Source organism: Thermomonas sp. (assembly GCF_041919455.1).
Taxonomy (GTDB): Bacteria; Pseudomonadota; Gammaproteobacteria; order Xanthomonadales; family Xanthomonadaceae; genus Thermomonas.
Genome location: NZ_JAYRTQ010000005.1, coordinates 36,600 through 53,276 on the forward strand (window position 1 = coordinate 36,600; position 16,677 = coordinate 53,276).

Here is a 16,677-nt window from a genome sequence, read left to right on the forward strand (position 1 = left end):
TAACAGGCATGCACCCCGAAGAAATCAAGGCTGCGATGCGGATCGCGGGGACTACCCCGGCGATGCTGGCTGACGCGCTGGATGTGTCGAAGGCGACCGTTAGCACGGTCATCCACGGCCGCGCCGAATCAGCCCGCGTCAAAGCCAGCATCTCCAAACTCATCGGCAAGCCGGTCTCGGTCATCTGGCCGGGTGCGGCGCGCAAGTCCCTTCAGCGCCCCAAGGGCAGCGTGAAGCCGCGCGCAAGGGCGCACGCGTGAGCACCTTCAAGCCCACTCGCGCTGAACTGCGCCGCATCCAATACCTGGCGCACGAGTGCGAGACCGACGCGCGAGCCACGCAGCAGCAGCCTGGCCGCCGGTGGTACGGCATGCATCGTCCTGCCCAGCGTTCTGCAGAGGCCTTCGCGCTGTCGGCCCGCGTTGCCGCGAGGGCCGGCGCATGAGCAAGCAATCCATCACCGCCCGCCTGCTGTTCGGCCTGGCCGGCCACAGCTACCGCGGCCTGCGCCTGCAGCAGATCGCCGACGGCATCGGCGAGTCCCCCAGCACCGCGCTCCGCAACCTCGAACGCATGGCCGAAGACGGCCTGGCCGAGAAATCCCCGCATGACGACAAGGCATGGCGCCTGTCCCCGCGCCTGGTGCAGGTCGCCACGGCGCATGCCCAGGAGGTGCTGCGCGAGCAGCGCGAACTGGACGAATTCAACCAGCGGTTCACCCGCAACCCCAACTAACCCGAGGAATCACGATGGCGAAGAAAGAAACACGCGGTGCCAAGCCGCTGGCACCGGTCACCCTGCAGGGCGACGTGATGGACGGCGAGGCGCTGGCGGAGCGCAGCCAGCAGCTGGCGACCGCCGCAGAAGTCAAAGCGGCCTACGGCGCCGACCGTGACCTGATCAATCAACTGCTTGGGCAGGCTCAGATGGCCCAAGCGTTCGGGAAATTTGCTGACGTGTCAGCAGTCTCGAAGATCGCAAGCGTCAAGGAATCGGGGATTTACAAGGGTTTGGCCGGCATGTTGGGTGCTGACGGTCAGCAATTGGCGGGAACCTGGGCGGAGTTTTGCGGCCTCCTCGGTCGATCCCACCAGCAAGTGGATGAGGACATCCGGAACTTGCGGGCGCTTGGCTCCGAAGCGCTGGAAGCGATGGGCCGCATGGGCATCGGCTATCGCGAGCTGCGCCAGTACCGTCAGCTCTCCGCCGACGACCAGACCGCGCTGGCCGAAGTGGCCAAAACCGGCGACAAGGAAGCCGTCCTGGACCTGGCCGAGGAACTGATCTCCCGGCAGCGCAACGAGAACGAAAAGCTCGCCGGGCAGCTGGAGAAGAAGGTCGCCGAGTACGACTCGCTGTCCGAACGCCAGGCCAAGCTTACCGAAGACCTGGACAAGGCCAAGGCCAAGGCCGCGCTGCTGCCGCGCATGAAGGCAGACAAGAAGGCCGACCACATGCTGGCCGAACTGGAAACCGCGTTTGCCGAGGCCCGCACCGCGCTGCGCAATGTGGCGCAGGGCGCAGCCCGGTTCCTGGAATACGCAGCTGATAACGGCCTGGACTTCGACGAGGACGTGTCCGCTCGCACTGTCGAGCTGGACAACATGCTGCTGGCCCTGGTGATGGATCTGCGCCTGCGCGGCATCAACCAGCCGCACGAGAACGCGCTGGTGGTGTTGGGGGGCGCCTGACATGTCCGATGCCGCCGACCTTGAGGAGATGGAGAAGGCATTCATTGCCCTGGGTATGCGGGCGATGCATGGCGCGTTCTTCCTGACCGTTGAATCGCAACCGGAGAGTCCAGACGCGCGCTTGCTGATCAGCAACTGCGACGAGGAAGTGCTTCTGGCGCGAAAGAACACTGCGGGGCGTTTCGAAGCACTGATGCGCCAGGGTTACACCTTGGCGGAGACCTTTGGCCACATGTTTGCCGAGGGCTGGCTCAACGACATCACCGATCGCCCCGCCCGTGGTTTCCGTAAGGACGAGCACTGACATGTCGGCCGATCCGCGCATCGTTGAAGCAGCGGGCGAGTGGTACCGCGCTGAGCACAACACCAAGACGGAGATTGTGCTGCGGCTCGCCAGCGAACTTGGCGTGAGCTACAGCACCGCATACCGGCGGATCGGCGAGGTCGCGCCCAAGCGTCCGCGCAAGCGGCGCAGCGATGCCGGCAGCTGTGCGATGACGGAGCGCGAGGCCGAACTTATCTGGGCAATGGTGCGCGAGACCACTCGCCAGACCGGCACGGGTGCCATGACCGTGATGGACGCGGTGAATACGCTGCGCGCCAACGGCCACATCGAAGCCGCGCGGATCGACAAGGCCACGGGCGAGTGGAAGCCCTACAGCGAGTCCGTGATCCGCAAGGCGCTCCGCGGATTCGGCTACAGCCTGGACGTGATGACAGCGCCGAGCCCGACCACGCGGTTGTCCAGTCCGCACCCCAACTGGTGCTGGCAGATCGACGCCTCCGTGAGCCGCCAGTTCTACCTGGCCGACAGCAGCGCGGAGGTGATGGACAAGGCCGTGTACTACCGCGGCAAGCCGGGCAATTTCACCAAGATCGCCGAGCGTCGGATCTGGCGCTACTGCGTGACCGACCACTGCAGCGGCTGCATCGAGGTGTTCTACGTGCAGGGCGCGGAAAGCGGTGCGAATGTCATTGCCAGCCTGATCCATGCCATGACACGCCGCACCGGCGGCACCATGCACGGCGTACCGCGCTTCCTGATGACCGACCCTGGCAGCGGCATGATCGCAGCGCCGGTGAAGAACTTCCTGGCTGCCTTGGGCGTTGAGCACCTGCCGCATGCGCAGGGCGCGGCCAACGTGACCGGTCAGGTCGAGAACGCGCACTACCTGGTGGAGCGGCACTTCGAGGCGTTGCTGAAGCTGCAGACGCCCGTGACCAGCATCGCCGAAATCAATGCACTGGCTCAGCAGTGGGCGCGCGCGTTCAACGCGACCCAACCGCACTCGCGCCACGGCATGACCCGCCGCGACGGCTGGCTGCGCATCACGCCTGAGCAGCTCGTGCTGGCACCGGAAATCGAGGTGCTGAAGCAGCTCCCAAACAGCACCCCGCAGAAATGCAAGGTGCGGAACTGGATGGTGCGCTACGGCGGCGCGACCTACGACCTCCGCGGATTCCCTGGCGGGTTGGGCAATGGCCAGGAAGTGCTGGTTGTGCGCAACGCGCTGGATGCCGACAAGGCGAGCGTGCGCGTGCTGCTGAAAGACGCGGACGGGAACGTCTCGCACTTCATCGCACCGCGCGAGAGCTACAAGGACGAGACGTGGGGCTTCCCCACCTATGCGGCCGAAATCGGCACCGAGTTCAAGAGCGCGCCCGAAAGCCCCGCCGACGCCCGCAACAAGGCACTGGAACGCTTGGCGATGGACGTAGCCACCGACCAGGACGCCAAGGCGGCACGCAAAGCCAAGCGCGTGTCGTTCGGCGGTGCCATCGACCCGATGAAGCACATCCGCGACGTGAATGCCGCCATCCCGGAAGCGCTGCCGCGCGCAGGCACGCAGTCGCAGGTGGAAGCGCCCGCGATTGCCGAGCGGCAGATTGCACCGGAGCCCATCCGCGCCGAGCTGCCCGCGCTCAACCACGTCGAAGCCGCGATGCGCCTCAAGCCGCTGGTGGAACGCGCAGGCGCGCAGTGGGACGGGAGCATGTACGCGCGCACCGAGCAGCGCTGGCCCGACGGCCTGCCGATCGATGAGGTCGAAGCCTGGGCCGAAGTGCTGGCCACGCCTGAGCGCGGCGGCCTGCGGATCGTGGGAGGTGCGGCATGAAACCGCCCGTTGACCTGCTGGAGCTGTACGGCAACGACCTGGCGGAATTGATCAGGGGCGCGGACATGCTGCTCGCTTCTGCGCCGCCCCACATGACGCCTCGGAACGCGAAAGAGCGCGAGGCCTACAAGCGCATTCGCGCGGCTCTCGCCCGCCTCAAAGGCGGTGCGGCATGACCCTGCAGCTCAAACCCATCATGGCCTCGGCGCGCATCAAGCAGGAAGCGCTAGCCGACGCCGCCGGCATCAGCCGGCCCGCGCTGAGCGGCCTGATCAACCACGGCGCGTTGCCGCGCCGCTACGACCGCGCCTCTGTCGAGGCCTGCATCACCAAGCACCTGCGCTTGCACGGCGTTGCCAACGCCGACGACTGGAAGCGCCCGATCGCCGTACCGCCCCAGGACAAACCCGAGGAGACCCTGGCCATGTTGTTGCGCAAAGTGAACCTGACGCCGCAAGCGAAGCGGCATTTCAACCTGGCCGGCAATCCGTTTGCCGATCCCACCACCGCGGAGGACGTGTTCCTCAGCCAGGACATCCGCTACGTGCGCGAGACCATGTACCAGGTGGCCCGCAACGGCGGCTTCATGGCCGTGATCGGCGAGAGCGGCGCGGGCAAGTCCACGCTGCGCGAGGAGCTGCAGGACCGCATCCGGCGCGAGGAACAGTCGGTGCTGGTGATCGAACCCTACGTGCTGGGCATGGAGGGTTCCGACACCATCGGCAAGACCCTGCGCGCGCAGCATATCGCCGAGGCGATCATGGCCACGGTCGACCCGCAGGCCAAGACCAAGAGCAGCCCGGAAGCGCGCTTCCGCCAGGTGCACGAGACGCTGCGCAACAGCAGCCGCGCCGGCCAGAGCCACGTGCTGGTGATCGAGGAAGCGCACAGCCTGCCGCTTGCCACGCTCAAGCACCTGAAGCGCTTCCGCGAACTCAAGGACGGGCTGCGCCCGCTGCTGTCGATCATCCTGATCGGCCAGCCGGAACTCGCCATCAAATTGAGCGAGCACAACCCGGAAGTGCGCGAGGTCGTGCAGCGCATCGAGATCGTCACGTTGCCGCCGCTGGGCCCGCACCTGGGCGACTACCTGGCGCACCGCTTCAAGCGCATCGGCATGCCGGTGGACAAGGTGCTGGCCAGCGGGGCGCTGGAAGCACTGCGCACGCGCCTGGCAGGCCCGCGCGGTGATGTCTCCCTGCTGTACCCGCTGGCCGTGCACAACGCGCTTGCGGCCGCCATGAACCGCGCCGCCGACCTGGGCGTGCCGCTGGTGAATGCCGACCTGGTCAAGGGAGGCTGACATGCGCGCACAAACCATCCTGTGGTCGACCTTCCTGCTGCTGGTCGCGGTGGTGTCTGGCGTGCTGGTGGGCCGGCAGCTGTACGCCGGCGCGCTGCCCAGCATGCTGGTCTGGCTGTTGAACTGGTGCATCTGCGTGGCGCTGCTGATCGGCATCAACCAGCGCGTGCAGCGCGAAGGTGCCTGGTGCGAGGCCCGCCGATGAGCGCCTCCACCTTCGCGGAGCGCTGCACGCAGCCGCAGCGCGATTTCATCCGCACGCTGCTTGAACGCGCGGAGCTGTCAATCGACCGCTTCAGCTATTCGCACCGCCCGGTGTTCAAGGCCGCGCGCCTGCCGGAGCCAGCGTTCGGTGAATCCGTCGACCTGTCCCTGCGCAACATGGACAAGGCCGAAGCCTCCCGCCTGATCGATGCGCTCAAGCAGCACGTGGGCGTCGACGACGAGGACGACGACTGATGGCCGCGCAGCCGCGCCTTGCGGTGGGGCAAACCCACTGGCCATCGGAGCGTGTATTCGTGCTGCTCACGCCCACAGGCGCGATTGCGCGCGAGGGGGGGGTGCCAATGTTTTTCACGGATCAGAACGCCGCGCTGGACGCACTCAAGCCCGGCTACTTCATCGCCGCCATCGACGTGTTTCGCGTCGTGGTGATCGCGGCGATGGCACCCACCACCGGGAGTCCTGACTGATGCAACTGGCCCTGCTCCCGCGCGAGATCACACCTGAAACCGTCACCGAGGCGCTGGAAAAGCGCGTCGGTGCAGTGAACGGCGCGAGCGTGCGCGAGCTGGCCAGCGAAGTGCTGGGCCGCCCTGCAACGGCCAACGACGAGCGCCGCCTGCGCCTGGTGGTGGTGCAACTGCGCCGCGCCGGCTACCCGCTCTGCGCAACGCCGGACGAGGGCTACCACAAGGCCGCCAACGCGGCCGATCTGCAACGCACCTGCGTGCACCTGGTGCACCGGCTTGAAACCACCTCTGAGTGTGTTGCCGCGATGTTGCGCATCGCCGCGCCCGAGCTCTACGGCCAATTCGGCCTGCCGATTCCCGCCGCCAAACCCGAGGACACCACCGATGAACACGGCGACTGATACCCACAACGTCCTGCGCACGCGCGCGATCGCGGACGCGCTGGCCACCGCCCGCGAGACGATCCGCAACCTGGAACAGCAGGGCATCACCGTGTTCGCGGTGAGCGCTACCGGCCGCCAGCCGACGCTGTTCGTCGACCGCATGCCGGAAGGCGTTGCGAGCGTGATCAAGCGCCACAGCCCAACCGCCGCTGGTCGCGAAGTGATCCGCGCTGCACCGTTCCAGGGCTGCCAGCTGGAAACGATGCGCGAGGAAATGGATAACCGCGTGAATCACGCATTCGCGCTTGCGCGTGGGGCGGTGATCGCGGATCGGGTTGTCAGCGAAATCTTCGCGCCGCGCCTGCAGGCGGTGCCCCGTGACTGAGCCGCGCAACCGCATGCTGTCGCACCCCGGCGAGGCCAAGTTACGCAAGGCCTACGGGATGCTGTCCAGCTGGACCACCAAGGGCCTGCAGAACCGATTGCTGGAAGAGGACATCGGCGTGTCGTCGGTGAACGCGGCCAACAACCTGATCGATGCCGGCATGAACGCTGGCCTGCTGGAACGCACGGGCACGCACGGCAATTACATCTTCCGCCTCAACACCGACTGGCAGCGGCCCGAGTGGTCGCGCCCGGCCAATGGCTACGAACCGCGCACCCCGTTCGCACCGCGCACGCGTGAGCCCGTGCAGGCGCAGGAACGGCCGCTTCTGCCGCCATCCGGCACCTATGCCGGCCCAGCGTTCGGCAACGGCCCGCTTGCGCCACACATCGGCCTGCGTTGCGCCGTGCGCGGCCTGGACAACGACGGCGAACTGCTGCCGTGCATTGGCGGCGCGATCGTCGATGGCCTGAATTCGCAGTTCCACCAAATGTTCGGGCGATTGGAGTAGTCCATGCGCCGGAACGGACGGCCACGTCAGGACCGCTTGCGCGCCATGCGCTTCGCGCTGTGGGCGCAGAACGTCGCGCCGCACCTGCTGACCGTCAAGCAAGTCAGCGGCCTGCTGGACCTGAGCGAATGCTCCGCGCGCCTCTGGCTGCGCGACTACCAGCTGGCCGCCTCGCCGATGTTCGTGCACGGCATTCCGCCGTTTCTCACACCGCATTCCGAGACCCCTTTCACCGCACCGGCGGCAATCGGTACGGCGCACACGACCAGCAGGAGTTAGACCATGCAGCACACCACCCATGAAATCCCCGCCGGCTACCGCCAGGACGCCCGCGGCCACCTGATCCCTGAAGAGCAGATCAAGCCCATCGACCTGGCACGCGACCAGCTGGTGCTGGACATCGTCGGACGCGCCAGCACGCTCGCCACCCAGCTGCAGACGTTCAAGCGCAGCGCCTTCGACGACATCGAAGCCCTGGTCTCGCTCAGCGCCGAGCAGTACGGCGTGAACATGGGCGGCAAGAAGGGCAACGTGCAGCTGGTCAGTTTCGACGGCCGCTACAAGGTGCTGCGCGCCATCGCCGACCGCATCACCTTCGACGAGCGTCTGCAGGCCGCCAAGGTGCTGATCGACGAGTGCCTCAACGACTGGACCGACAAGGGGCCGGGCGAGCTGCGCGTGATCGTGCAGGACGCCTTCGACGTGGACAAGGCCGGCAACATCAACGTCGGCAAGATCCTGAGCCTGCGCCGCCACAAGATCGACGATCCGCGCTGGAAGCGCGCGATGGATGCCATCAGCGACGCGGTCCAGGTCATCGGCACCACGCCTTACCTGCGCGTGTACGAGCGCGTGGGCAACAGCGACAAGTACCAGCTGCTCAACCTCGACGTGGCGGGTGCGTGATGGCCGCCGTCAAACCCCGCGCGTACCCGGCGAAGGGCGCCGCCGGCAACCGCAAGCAAGAGGCGTTGCCGGGCACGCTGGAAGTGTTGGTGACCAATGATGCCGACGGCTTCCACGCCTCTGCGCGCAAGAAGGTCGCCAGCGGGCATTCGTCGTCCTGGGCGGTGCGCCGGCTGGCCGGGCTGCTGGGCTACAGCAAGCACGCCGACGTGGTCTACATCGGCCCGCGCGATGGGCAGATGGTGTTCCGGATCGTGGAGGTGATGCCGTGCACGCAATAACCCCGAGCGCGGGCCATCCGCGTGAGCCGGACTGCGATGCCGGCACCATCGCCGACTGCGAAGCGCGCTTCACCGGCCCCAACTTCGGCATGCATCCGGTCAACGCGGCCAACCGCGAGCGCAGCATGCGCACGCTCAATCTGGCGACGGTGATCGCCTGCGATGTGGTCTCCGACGTGATCGCCAACAACGCGGTGTCGATCAAGGTCGACGGCTACTACTGGTTCGACATCAACCGGCCGGCACTGGCGGAACCGGACATGGGTGGCTTCTGGACCACAGAGGAAATCGCGGAGTGCAAGCAGCGCATCGATCGCGCAGTGCAGTACATCGAGCTGCGCGAACCGGATGCCTTCCCGTCGCGCTTCATCCGCCACCCCGACCAACCGCACCTGGTGCGCTTCGAGGCCAAGCCATGACCCTGTCCGAGCTGTACGGCAAGCCGCCCGGCGTGAGCGACGATCAAGCCCGCCGCACCATCGAGTTCTGCTGCCCGGTCGCCGTCGAGGACGGCACCGAGTGGTACGACATGGAAGCCGTCGCCAACCTCAACCTGGACGACGTGATCGCGGCCTTCCGCTGGCTGGAAGAGCGCGGCGAAGCCACGATCGGCTTTCGCGTGGTGCGCGATCTCAACCGCCCGAATCTGATTCGGTTCGAGGTGCGGCCGTGAAAGAGAAAGACGTGCAACGACTGATCGCGCTCGCGGTCTACACCGTCATTTTCCTGATCCTTGTTGCGATCTCCGTGATCACCAGCAGCGCCGGCTGCTGGGCGCGGTGGGAAGACAGCGGCATGCGCAGCAAGTGGGGGCCAATCGCCGGGTGCCGCGTGCAGCGCGCTGACGGCAAGTGGATTCCCAGCGAGAACCTCCGCGATATGGACCTGCAATCGCGCGAGGTGCGGCCGTGAATGCCGGTGAAGTGCTCGCGTTCGTCCTGCTCAGCATCCTGCTTGGCATGGCGGGCGGGATTCTCAAGATGGCAGTCGATGGCTCGAACGCACCACGCCTGGTCGCATTCGGCGCGCTCGGTGGCCTGATTGCCTCTTCGATGATGGGGCTCCAGTTCATCGGGTTGATCGACATCGTGCTTCTCGTGCTGTGCGGCTTCCTGGCGGCCGATGTGTTCGAGGCGATGACAGTGGAGCGCCGCTGACATGTTCTTCCGCGCCCTGACCATGTTCCGCTTCCCGTCAACGATGGACCTCACCGACCTGGACGCATGCCTGAGCGAATGCGCGCTCAAATCCGTCGGGCCGCTGGAGCTGCACAGCGTCGGCTTCGTGCCGCCGTTCGGCCACCACGGCGATGCGATGTCGCACTGGTGCGGGCAAGCCATCTGGCTGACCGTGGGCATGGAGGAACGACTGTTGCCGGCAGCCGTGGTCAACAAGGCGCTGGATGACCGTCTGCAGGCCATCAAGGAGCGCGAGGGCCGCATGCCTGGCGGCCGCGCGCGCAGGCGCTTGAAGGATGACCTGATCAGTGAGTTGCTGCCGCGTTCGCACGTGCGCGCCACCCGCGTGGATGCGCTACTGGACACGCACCACAACGTGATCGCCGTGGACACCAGCAGCCGACGCACCGCGGAGATGGTGGTGAGCGAGATCCGCCGCGCCTTGGGCAGCTTCCCCGCACTGGCGCTCAATGCCGAGGTCGCGCCGCGCGCCATCCTGACCGGCTGGGTTGCCGGCGAAGCGCGCCCGCAAGGCCTGGAACTGGCCGAGGACTGCACGCTCCAAGACCCCACCGACACCGGCGCGAAGGTGAAGGTCTACCGCGTCGACCTGGGCAGCGACGAGATCGAGAAACACCTGGAAACCGGCCGCCAGATCACCTGCCTGTCGCTGGTGCTGCACGACAGCGTGGCCTTCGACATCGACGAGCGCCTGATCGTGCGCAAGTTCAAGCTGCTGGACGGCGCGATCGACCGGCTGGAAAGCACCGAGCGCAGCGACATCGCCGCCGAGCTGGACGCCCGCTTCGCGCTGATGGCCGGCGAATTCGGCCGGCTGTTCGACGTGCTGGAAGCGGCGTTCAAGATCAGCAGGGCGGACGCGTGATGGTCGATAAAGCGCACAGCGACAGCCTCGCCAGCATGCTCGAAGGCGAGTGGAAGCCGATTCGTCACCTGACCTTTGCCCAAGGCGTCGCGGCCGCTTCCATCCTGCGTGCGTACCTCGTCGACGAACCGCTGCGGGCATTGGAGGCCGCGACGCGCCTGGTGCAATCCCACCCATCGGCGGACGTCGCAGATTGCTTCTGCGATGGCATCGCAATGGCGCTGAGCCTGAGGCCCGAAGAGCGGCCAGGGGCACTCGTGCGGATGCACTCGAATTGCCAGTTTGCAGCCGGGGCATCGTGATGGATCGGACAGCCATGAAAGCGCCTAGCGTCACCGAGCAGATGAAGGCCGAGGAAGGCACCGAGCGCGTGCAGCGCGCGATGGCCGCGCAGGACTACGATCCTGCCGCGCCGCGGTGCGCCACCTGCGTCTATTTCAAGCACGAGCCGCTGGTCCGGCTGGTCGAGCGCACGCTGGACAGCCGCCACGGCAAGAAGACCCGCAAGGTCATGGTCCGGCTGCGTCCGCACCCCACCCGCAACCCGATGGTCGACCGCTGCACCTTCGGCAACTTCCTGGTGAAGCCGGCCGGCGTCTGCAACGAATGGCACAGCCGCAGCGGCGAGCGCATCGCGCTGGAGACCGCGCCATGAAGGCGCTCAGCATCCTGCAGCCTTGGGCGTGGCTGATCGCAAACGGCCACAAGGACATCGAGAACCGCTGCTGGCGGACGCATTTTCGCGGCCAGTTCCTGGTGCATGCCGGAAAGCGCTGGGGTACTGAACAACGCGAGGATCTGGCGCGCGTCCGAGCTGCCTTCCCGCACATCCCATTGCCGGAGTCGTTCGACCTTGGCGGCCTTGTTGGGCAAGCCCGCATCGTTGATTGCGTGGATGACCACACGAGCCCGTGGTTCGTGGGTGAGTTCGGTTTCGTCATCGCCGATGCGTCTCCGCTGCCGTTCACCCCATGCCGCGGGATGCTGAATTTCTTCACGCCGGCACTGGCCAGGCACCAGATGCCTTGCCTGATGGGGCCATACCTTTCGAGGCACGGACCATGACCCGCGCCGCCACCAACGCCGCCAAGACCCGCAAGCGCGTCCTGGGCGCCATCCACATCGCGGCCAAGCAGCTCGGCTTGGACGAGGAGACTTATCGCAGCCTGATCGCGCGCGTGAGCGCCGAGCACGGCGCCGAGCAGACCTCGTGCGCCACCTGCACGCCGGCCCAACTGAACGCCGTTGCCAACGAGCTGCGGCGGATCAGCGGGAAGCCAGCTCACGCCGCGCAGAATGCGCAAAAGTGGGCCGGCAAGCCGAAGGGCGACCTGTCGCCGCAGCTGGCCAAGATCGAGGCGCTGCTGGCCGATGCGGGCCGGGAATGGGCCTACGCCCACGGCCTGACGAAAAAGCTTTGCAAAGGCGTCGCCCGCGTCGAGTGGTGCAACCAGGACCAGCTCGCCAAGGTGATCGCCGCGCTCCAGATCGACGCCGACCGACGCGCCCGGAGGGCCGCCACCGAGTGAGCCGCTACGCCAACCGCCACGAGTTCTTCGCCTCGGTCGACGAGGTAGTCCAGCGCCTGCTGGAAGAGAACGGCATCGACGCCGCGCTGTGCGAACAGTGCGGCGCCGCCGTGGCGGATGGCATTGCGGCCGAGTGGGCGTCGCAGGAGATCTACGTGCCGCAGGACGCCAGCTACAAGCTGAGCAAGCGCGAGGCCGAGGCGCTCCGCCAGATCCGGGAGGGCACACCGAAGGACCAGGTGCGCCGCAACTTCAACATGTCCCGGCAGGGCTTTGCGCGCCTGCTGAAGCGCGCCCACGCCCGCGATCGCCACCTCGATCAGGGTAAGCTGTTCGAGGCCTGAGGAGGGCGCTATGGAACTGGTCAGCTCGAACGAGGCATGGCAGGCCGCCATCAACCAGATGAAGGCCCAGCACGGATATCCGCCGCGTAAGGCGAGGGTCGGGATCGACTACGCAAAAGAGTTGTTCCGGCTGGTCTCCCCACAGACCAAGGCCACCGAGGCCGAGTTCCTGGCCGCGATCGAAAAGGGTGGCGTGAGGTTCAACGAGGTCGAGCTGCAGGCAGGCTGGGTTTGATTGCACCAGCCGCAACTTCATTGCACTGAGAGCCGCCGACTTCCGACTTCTTCCGGGTTCTTCCGGCAAGATATCTCAGTGAAAGCCCCTGAATATCTCAATCACAGACAACCACCCACGTGGCGCGGGTCTTCCCTCCTTCATCCCCTCTCTCACATCCCCCCAAGGCCCATGTCCATTCCTCCCGCGTCCAACGATCACTGGCTGGTGCTGAAGTTCGGTGGCACGTCGGTGTCGAAACGCGAGCGCTGGGACACCATCGGGCGGTTGGCGGCGGAGCGCGCGGCTAACGAACACGCCCGCGTGCTGGTGGTGGTGTCGGCGCTGTCTGGCGTCACCAACGAGCTGACCGCGATCGCCAACGGCGACGATGTGTCGGGCCGTGTCGCGGCGCTGATCGAACGCCATCGCGCGTTCTGCGCGGACGAACTCGGGATCGATGCCGATGCCGCGCTCGGCGAACGCCTGCGTGCGCTGGAAGCCCTTCGCGATGATCCGCGTTCGGCCACCCGCACGCTGGACTGGCAGGCCGAGGTGCTGGGGCAGGGCGAGTTGCTCTCGTCCACGCTCGGTGCGGCCTACCTGCGCGAACAGGGCCTGGACTTCGGCTGGTGCGATGCGCGCGACTGGCTGGACGCGCTGCCGCCGCAGCCCAACCAGACCGACTGGTCGCAGCGGCTGTCGGTGAACTGCCAATGGCAGGCCGACGCCGCATGGCGCGAACGCTTCACCGCCCAGCCCGCGCGGCTGTTGCTGACCCAGGGTTTCATCTCGCGCCACCAGGACGGCGGCACCGCGATCCTCGGGCGTGGTGGCTCGGATACGTCGGCGTCGTATTTCGGTGCCTTGCTCGGCGCGCGGCGCGTCGAGATCTGGACCGACGTGCCCGGCATGTTCAGCGCCAATCCGCGCGAGGTGCCCGACGCGCGGCTGCTGACCCGCCTCGATTATTACGAGGCGCAGGAAATCGCCACCACCGGCGCCAAGGTGCTGCATCCGCGTTCGATCAAGCCCTGCCGCGACGGCGGCGTGCCGCTGTGCATCCTCGATACCGGCCGCCCGCACCTGCCGGGCACGCGCATCGACGGCAGCGCGGCGGCGGTGGCCGGGGTCAAGGCGATCAGCCGGCGCAACGGCATCGTGCTGGTATCGATGGAAGGCATCGGCATGTGGCAGCAGGTCGGCTTCCTGGCCGACGTGTTCGGCCTGTTCAAGAAGCACGGCCTGTCGGTCGACCTGATCGGTTCCGCGGAGACCAACGTCACGGTGTCGCTGGATCCGTCCGAGAACCTGGTCAGCACCGACGTGCTCTCGGCGTTGTCGGCCGACCTGTCGAAGGTGTGCAAGGTCAAGGTCATCGTGCCCTGCGCGGCGATCACCCTGGTCGGCCGCGGCATGCGCTCGCTGCTGCACAAGCTGTCCGAGGTCTGGGCGATGTTCGGACGAGAACGCGTGCACCTGATCTCGCAATCGTCGAACGACTTGAACCTGACCTTCGTGGTCGATGAAGCCGCTGCCGACGGCATGCTGCCCAAGCTGCATGCTGCGCTGATCGACAGTGGCGCGATGCCGGTCTACGAGGCCGACGTCTTCGGCCCGCGCTGGCGCGAAATCAACGGTGCCGTTCGCCCGCGCCCCACGCCTTGGTGGCATTCGCCGCGCGAGCGCCAGCGCTTGCTCGAACTGGCCGAAGCCGGCACCCCGCGCTACGTCTACCACCTGCCGACGGTGCGCGAACGGGCGCGCCAGTTGAAGGCGATCGCCGCGGTCGACCAGCGCTACTACGCGATCAAGGCGAACTCGCATCCCGGGATCCTGCGCACGCTGGCGGAGGAAGGTTTCGGCCTGGAGTGCGTGTCGCTGGGCGAGTTGCAACGGGTGTTCGCGGCGGTGCCCGGGTTCGATCCTGCACGCGTGTTGTTCACTCCGAATTTTGCGCCGATCAGCGAGTACGAGGCGGCGTTTTCGCTGGGCGTCAATGTCACCGTCGACAACGTGGAACTGCTGCGCCAGTGGCCGGAGATCTTCCGCGGCCGCACGCTGTGGTTGCGCATCGACCTGGGCCACGGCGATGGCCACCATGCCAAGGTCAACACCGGCGGCAAGGAGGCGAAGTTCGGCGTGTCGACCCAGCGCGTCGAGGAATTCATCGATGTCGCGCGCTCGCTTGGCGTGCGCATCACCGGCCTGCATGCGCACCTGGGCAGCGGCATCGAAACCACCGCGCACTGGAAACTGGTGGTCGATGAGTTGGCCGGCTTCGCCCGGCGCATCGGCAGCATCGAGGTGCTGGACATCGGCGGTGGCCTGCCGATCGCCTACAGCGCCGACGACGAACCGTTCGACCTCGATGCCTGGGCCGAGGGACTCGCGCAGATCAAGGCGGTGCATCCGGCGTTCCGGTTGGCGATCGAGCCGGGTCGTTTCCTGGTCGCGGAATCCGGCGTGGTGCTGACGCGCGCCACCCAGGTGGTCGAGAAGGACGGCGTGCGTCGCGTTGGCCTGGATGCCGGCATGAACGTACTGATTCGCCCGGCGCTTTACGACGCCTGGCACGACATCGTGAACCTGGCGCGGCTGGACCAGGACTTCGATACCGACTTCGACGTGGTCGGCCCGATCTGCGAATCCAGCGATATCTTCGGCAACCGGGTGAAGCTGCCGGCCGCAACCGCGCCGGGCGATGCGATGGTGATCGCCGATGCCGGCGCCTACGGTTTCAGCATGGCCAATACCTACAACCTGCGCGCGCTGCCCGCAGAGGACCTGCTCGATGAAGGTGTGTCTGAATGACTGACTGGGTGTTCGATCGCGACGCGATCCGCGCGTTCCGCTTCGTGCGATGCGGCTTCGATGCCGCCACCGGCGTGGCGCGGCTGGTCTACGCCTTCGACGACGGCCCGGAGCTGGTCGAGACGGTGACGTTGCCGGGTGCGCCGTTCGCACTGGACGATGCACAGGCGGCCGCGGCGACACGCGCATTGCAATTGCTGCACTTGATCGCGGGCGTGAGCTACTACAAAGCGGCGATCCCGCAAGAAATCCGCATCGACGGTTACGACATCGATGCCGCGACCGCGGCGTTGCTGGAAACGGTGTACCTCAACGGGCTGGGCGAGTTTGCGTATCGCAATGGGTTGAGCCTGCAGGGGCGGATCAAGTTCCCTGTAGCCCGGGTAAGCGAAGCGCACCCGGGGAATCAGGTTGCCGGAACCCCGGATGCGGCCGTTGGCCTTATCCGGGCTACAGAAGCGGCGGCAAAGCCGCTTGGCCTGCGCGTACACGCGCTGGTCGCGATCGGTGGCGGCAAGGATTCGCTGGTCAGCATCGAGGCGCTGCGTGCCGAAGGGGTGGCGCAGACCGTCACCTGGATCGGCGGTTCGCAGTTGATCGCGGCCTGCGCGGCGCACACCGGGTTGCCGACGCTCAACATCGGCCGCCAGTTGGCCACGCAGTTGTTCGACTTCAATCGCCAGGGCGCGTGGAACGGGCATATCCCGGTGACCGCGGTGAACTCCGCGATCATGGCCTTCGCCGCCATCGTGATCGGCGTGGACCAGGTGGTGTTCTCCAACGAACGCTCGGCCAGCTACGGCTCGCTGATCGTGTCCGAGGACGGCACCGCCACCAGTGAAGTCAACCACCAGTGGTCGAAGGGCTGGGCGTTCGAATCCGCATTCGGCGACCACCTGCAATCGCATGTGGCAGCAGACCTGCAGTACTACTCGCTGCTGCGCCCGCTCAGCGAGCTCGCGGTGGCCCGTCAGTTCGCGAAGACCGACCGTTACGACGCGCATTTCTCCAGCTGCAATCGCAACTTCCACATCCTCGGCGAACGGCCCACCAGCCGCTGGTGCGGGGTCTGCCCGAAGTGCCATTTCGTGTTCCTCGCGCTGGCGCCGTTCGTGCCGAAGTTGCGCCTGGTCGGCATCGTCGGCCGCAACCTGCTGGATGATCCGGCGCAGACCGGCGGCTTCGATGCGCTGCTGGAATACCAGGACCACAAGCCATTCGAATGCGTCGGCGAAGGCCGCGAGTCGCGCGCGGCGATGGCTGCGCTCGCGCAGCGCCCCGAGTGGCGGGAAGACGCATTGGTTGCCCGTTTCGCCAACGAAATCGCGCCGCAGCTGCAGGCCGAAGACCTGCGCATCGAGCCGCTGCTGGTGCTGGACGAGGAACAGCGGATTCCCGCGGCGTTGTGGGAGCGGTTGCGTGCGCGCTTCGCCGCCTGAGCGC

The 16,677-nt window shown here is 66.7% G+C and carries 30 protein-coding genes; all 30 read left to right on the plus strand.

What is annotated here, in order from left to right; genetic code table 11:
* Positions 1-8 precede the first annotated feature (8 nt).
* The 30 genes from ACE3T8_RS04420 (at position 9) to murL (ending at position 16,673) form a co-directional block, all read left to right on the plus strand.
* Entirely contained in the window at positions 9-260 is a 252-nt protein-coding gene (locus ACE3T8_RS04420) for a helix-turn-helix domain-containing protein (protein ID WP_374607141.1), read from the plus strand.
* Positions 257-445, plus strand: a complete 189-nt coding sequence (locus ACE3T8_RS04425) for a hypothetical protein (RefSeq protein WP_374607143.1) — start codon at positions 257-259, stop codon at positions 443-445. Before ACE3T8_RS04420 ends, ACE3T8_RS04425 begins: the two co-directional genes overlap by 4 nt.
* Entirely contained in the window at positions 442-735 is a 294-nt protein-coding gene (locus ACE3T8_RS04430; protein ID WP_374607145.1) for a helix-turn-helix domain-containing protein, read from the plus strand. Before ACE3T8_RS04425 ends, ACE3T8_RS04430 begins: the two co-directional genes overlap by 4 nt.
* Positions 736-749: 14 nt before the next feature.
* Positions 750-1,691, plus strand: a complete 942-nt coding sequence (locus ACE3T8_RS04435; RefSeq protein WP_374607146.1) for a hypothetical protein — start codon at positions 750-752, stop codon at positions 1,689-1,691.
* Between the two features lies 1 nt (position 1,692).
* Positions 1,693-1,995: a hypothetical protein gene (locus ACE3T8_RS04440; RefSeq protein WP_374607148.1), complete on the plus strand. Its 303-nt coding sequence runs from the start codon at positions 1,693-1,695 to the stop codon at positions 1,993-1,995.
* 1 nt (position 1,996) lies between these two features.
* Positions 1,997-3,808: a hypothetical protein gene (locus tag ACE3T8_RS04445; protein ID WP_374607149.1), complete on the plus strand. Its 1,812-nt coding sequence runs from the start codon at positions 1,997-1,999 to the stop codon at positions 3,806-3,808.
* On the plus strand, positions 3,805-3,984 hold the full coding sequence (locus ACE3T8_RS04450) for a hypothetical protein (RefSeq protein WP_374607150.1): 180 nt from the start codon (positions 3,805-3,807) through the stop codon (positions 3,982-3,984). The genes ACE3T8_RS04445 and ACE3T8_RS04450 overlap by 4 nt, the downstream gene beginning before the upstream one ends.
* Positions 3,981-5,111, plus strand: a complete 1,131-nt coding sequence (locus ACE3T8_RS04455) for an ExeA family protein (RefSeq protein ID WP_374607152.1) — start codon at positions 3,981-3,983, stop codon at positions 5,109-5,111. The genes ACE3T8_RS04450 and ACE3T8_RS04455 overlap by 4 nt, the downstream gene beginning before the upstream one ends.
* A gap of 1 nt (position 5,112) precedes the next feature.
* Complete coding sequence (locus tag ACE3T8_RS04460; protein ID WP_374607153.1) at positions 5,113-5,316, plus strand: hypothetical protein; 204 nt, start codon at positions 5,113-5,115, stop codon at positions 5,314-5,316.
* Entirely contained in the window at positions 5,313-5,570 is a 258-nt protein-coding gene (locus tag ACE3T8_RS04465) for a hypothetical protein (RefSeq protein ID WP_374607155.1), read from the plus strand. Before ACE3T8_RS04460 ends, ACE3T8_RS04465 begins: the two co-directional genes overlap by 4 nt.
* Positions 5,570-5,803 (plus strand): hypothetical protein, encoded by a 234-nt coding sequence (locus tag ACE3T8_RS04470; protein ID WP_374607157.1) that lies wholly within the window; start codon positions 5,570-5,572, stop codon positions 5,801-5,803. The genes ACE3T8_RS04465 and ACE3T8_RS04470 overlap by 1 nt, the downstream gene beginning before the upstream one ends.
* Entirely contained in the window at positions 5,803-6,204 is a 402-nt protein-coding gene (locus ACE3T8_RS04475; RefSeq protein ID WP_374607158.1) for a hypothetical protein, read from the plus strand. Before ACE3T8_RS04470 ends, ACE3T8_RS04475 begins: the two co-directional genes overlap by 1 nt.
* Positions 6,188-6,571 (plus strand): hypothetical protein, encoded by a 384-nt coding sequence (locus ACE3T8_RS04480; RefSeq protein WP_374607160.1) that lies wholly within the window; start codon positions 6,188-6,190, stop codon positions 6,569-6,571. The genes ACE3T8_RS04475 and ACE3T8_RS04480 overlap by 17 nt, the downstream gene beginning before the upstream one ends.
* Before the next feature lie 13 nt (positions 6,572-6,584).
* On the plus strand, positions 6,585-7,082 hold the full coding sequence (locus ACE3T8_RS04485; protein ID WP_374607162.1) for a hypothetical protein: 498 nt from the start codon (positions 6,585-6,587) through the stop codon (positions 7,080-7,082).
* A gap of 45 nt (positions 7,083-7,127) precedes the next feature.
* Positions 7,128-7,361 carry a hypothetical protein gene (locus ACE3T8_RS04490; RefSeq protein ID WP_374607164.1) on the plus strand — a complete coding sequence of 78 codons (234 nt, stop codon included), beginning with the start codon at positions 7,128-7,130 and terminating at the stop codon, positions 7,359-7,361.
* A gap of 3 nt (positions 7,362-7,364) precedes the next feature.
* Complete coding sequence (locus tag ACE3T8_RS04495; RefSeq protein ID WP_374607166.1) at positions 7,365-7,988, plus strand: DUF3164 family protein; 624 nt, start codon at positions 7,365-7,367, stop codon at positions 7,986-7,988.
* Positions 7,988-8,269 carry a hypothetical protein gene (locus ACE3T8_RS04500; protein WP_374607168.1) on the plus strand — a complete coding sequence of 94 codons (282 nt, stop codon included), beginning with the start codon at positions 7,988-7,990 and terminating at the stop codon, positions 8,267-8,269. Before ACE3T8_RS04495 ends, ACE3T8_RS04500 begins: the two co-directional genes overlap by 1 nt.
* Positions 8,257-8,688: a hypothetical protein gene (locus ACE3T8_RS04505; RefSeq protein ID WP_374607169.1), complete on the plus strand. Its 432-nt coding sequence runs from the start codon at positions 8,257-8,259 to the stop codon at positions 8,686-8,688. The genes ACE3T8_RS04500 and ACE3T8_RS04505 overlap by 13 nt, the downstream gene beginning before the upstream one ends.
* Positions 8,685-8,942 carry a hypothetical protein gene (locus ACE3T8_RS04510; RefSeq protein WP_374607171.1) on the plus strand — a complete coding sequence of 86 codons (258 nt, stop codon included), beginning with the start codon at positions 8,685-8,687 and terminating at the stop codon, positions 8,940-8,942. Before ACE3T8_RS04505 ends, ACE3T8_RS04510 begins: the two co-directional genes overlap by 4 nt.
* Before the next feature lie 11 nt (positions 8,943-8,953).
* Positions 8,954-9,181, plus strand: coding sequence for a hypothetical protein (locus ACE3T8_RS04515; protein ID WP_374607173.1), 228 nt, complete (start codon positions 8,954-8,956; stop codon positions 9,179-9,181).
* Positions 9,178-9,426, plus strand: coding sequence for a hypothetical protein (locus ACE3T8_RS04520; protein ID WP_374607174.1), 249 nt, complete (start codon positions 9,178-9,180; stop codon positions 9,424-9,426). Before ACE3T8_RS04515 ends, ACE3T8_RS04520 begins: the two co-directional genes overlap by 4 nt.
* A 1-nt stretch (position 9,427) precedes the next feature.
* Entirely contained in the window at positions 9,428-10,333 is a 906-nt protein-coding gene (locus tag ACE3T8_RS04525) for a recombination-associated protein RdgC (RefSeq protein WP_374607175.1), read from the plus strand.
* A complete protein-coding gene (locus ACE3T8_RS04530; protein ID WP_374607177.1) occupies positions 10,330-10,635 on the plus strand; it encodes a hypothetical protein in 306 nt (101 codons plus the stop codon). The genes ACE3T8_RS04525 and ACE3T8_RS04530 overlap by 4 nt, the downstream gene beginning before the upstream one ends.
* A 14-nt stretch (positions 10,636-10,649) precedes the next feature.
* Positions 10,650-10,988: a hypothetical protein gene (locus ACE3T8_RS04535; RefSeq protein WP_374607179.1), complete on the plus strand. Its 339-nt coding sequence runs from the start codon at positions 10,650-10,652 to the stop codon at positions 10,986-10,988.
* Positions 10,985-11,398, plus strand: a complete 414-nt coding sequence (locus ACE3T8_RS04540; RefSeq protein WP_374607181.1) for an ASCH domain-containing protein — start codon at positions 10,985-10,987, stop codon at positions 11,396-11,398. The genes ACE3T8_RS04535 and ACE3T8_RS04540 overlap by 4 nt, the downstream gene beginning before the upstream one ends.
* Complete coding sequence (locus ACE3T8_RS04545) at positions 11,395-11,862, plus strand: phage protein GemA/Gp16 family protein (RefSeq protein WP_374607182.1); 468 nt, start codon at positions 11,395-11,397, stop codon at positions 11,860-11,862. The genes ACE3T8_RS04540 and ACE3T8_RS04545 overlap by 4 nt, the downstream gene beginning before the upstream one ends.
* Positions 11,859-12,206, plus strand: coding sequence for a Mor transcription activator family protein (locus ACE3T8_RS04550; protein ID WP_374607183.1), 348 nt, complete (start codon positions 11,859-11,861; stop codon positions 12,204-12,206). The genes ACE3T8_RS04545 and ACE3T8_RS04550 overlap by 4 nt, the downstream gene beginning before the upstream one ends.
* A 10-nt stretch (positions 12,207-12,216) precedes the next feature.
* Complete coding sequence (locus ACE3T8_RS04555; protein ID WP_374607184.1) at positions 12,217-12,441, plus strand: hypothetical protein; 225 nt, start codon at positions 12,217-12,219, stop codon at positions 12,439-12,441.
* A gap of 171 nt (positions 12,442-12,612) precedes the next feature.
* Complete coding sequence (locus ACE3T8_RS04560; RefSeq protein WP_374607185.1) at positions 12,613-15,234, plus strand: bifunctional aspartate kinase/diaminopimelate decarboxylase; 2,622 nt, start codon at positions 12,613-12,615, stop codon at positions 15,232-15,234.
* The gene (gene murL, locus ACE3T8_RS04565) at positions 15,231-16,673 is read left to right on the plus strand and encodes a UDP-N-acetyl-alpha-D-muramoyl-L-alanyl-L-glutamate epimerase (protein WP_374607187.1); all 1,443 of its coding nucleotides are present in this window, start codon (positions 15,231-15,233) and stop codon (positions 16,671-16,673) included. Before ACE3T8_RS04560 ends, murL begins: the two co-directional genes overlap by 4 nt.
* Positions 16,674-16,677: the final 4 nt, after the last annotated feature.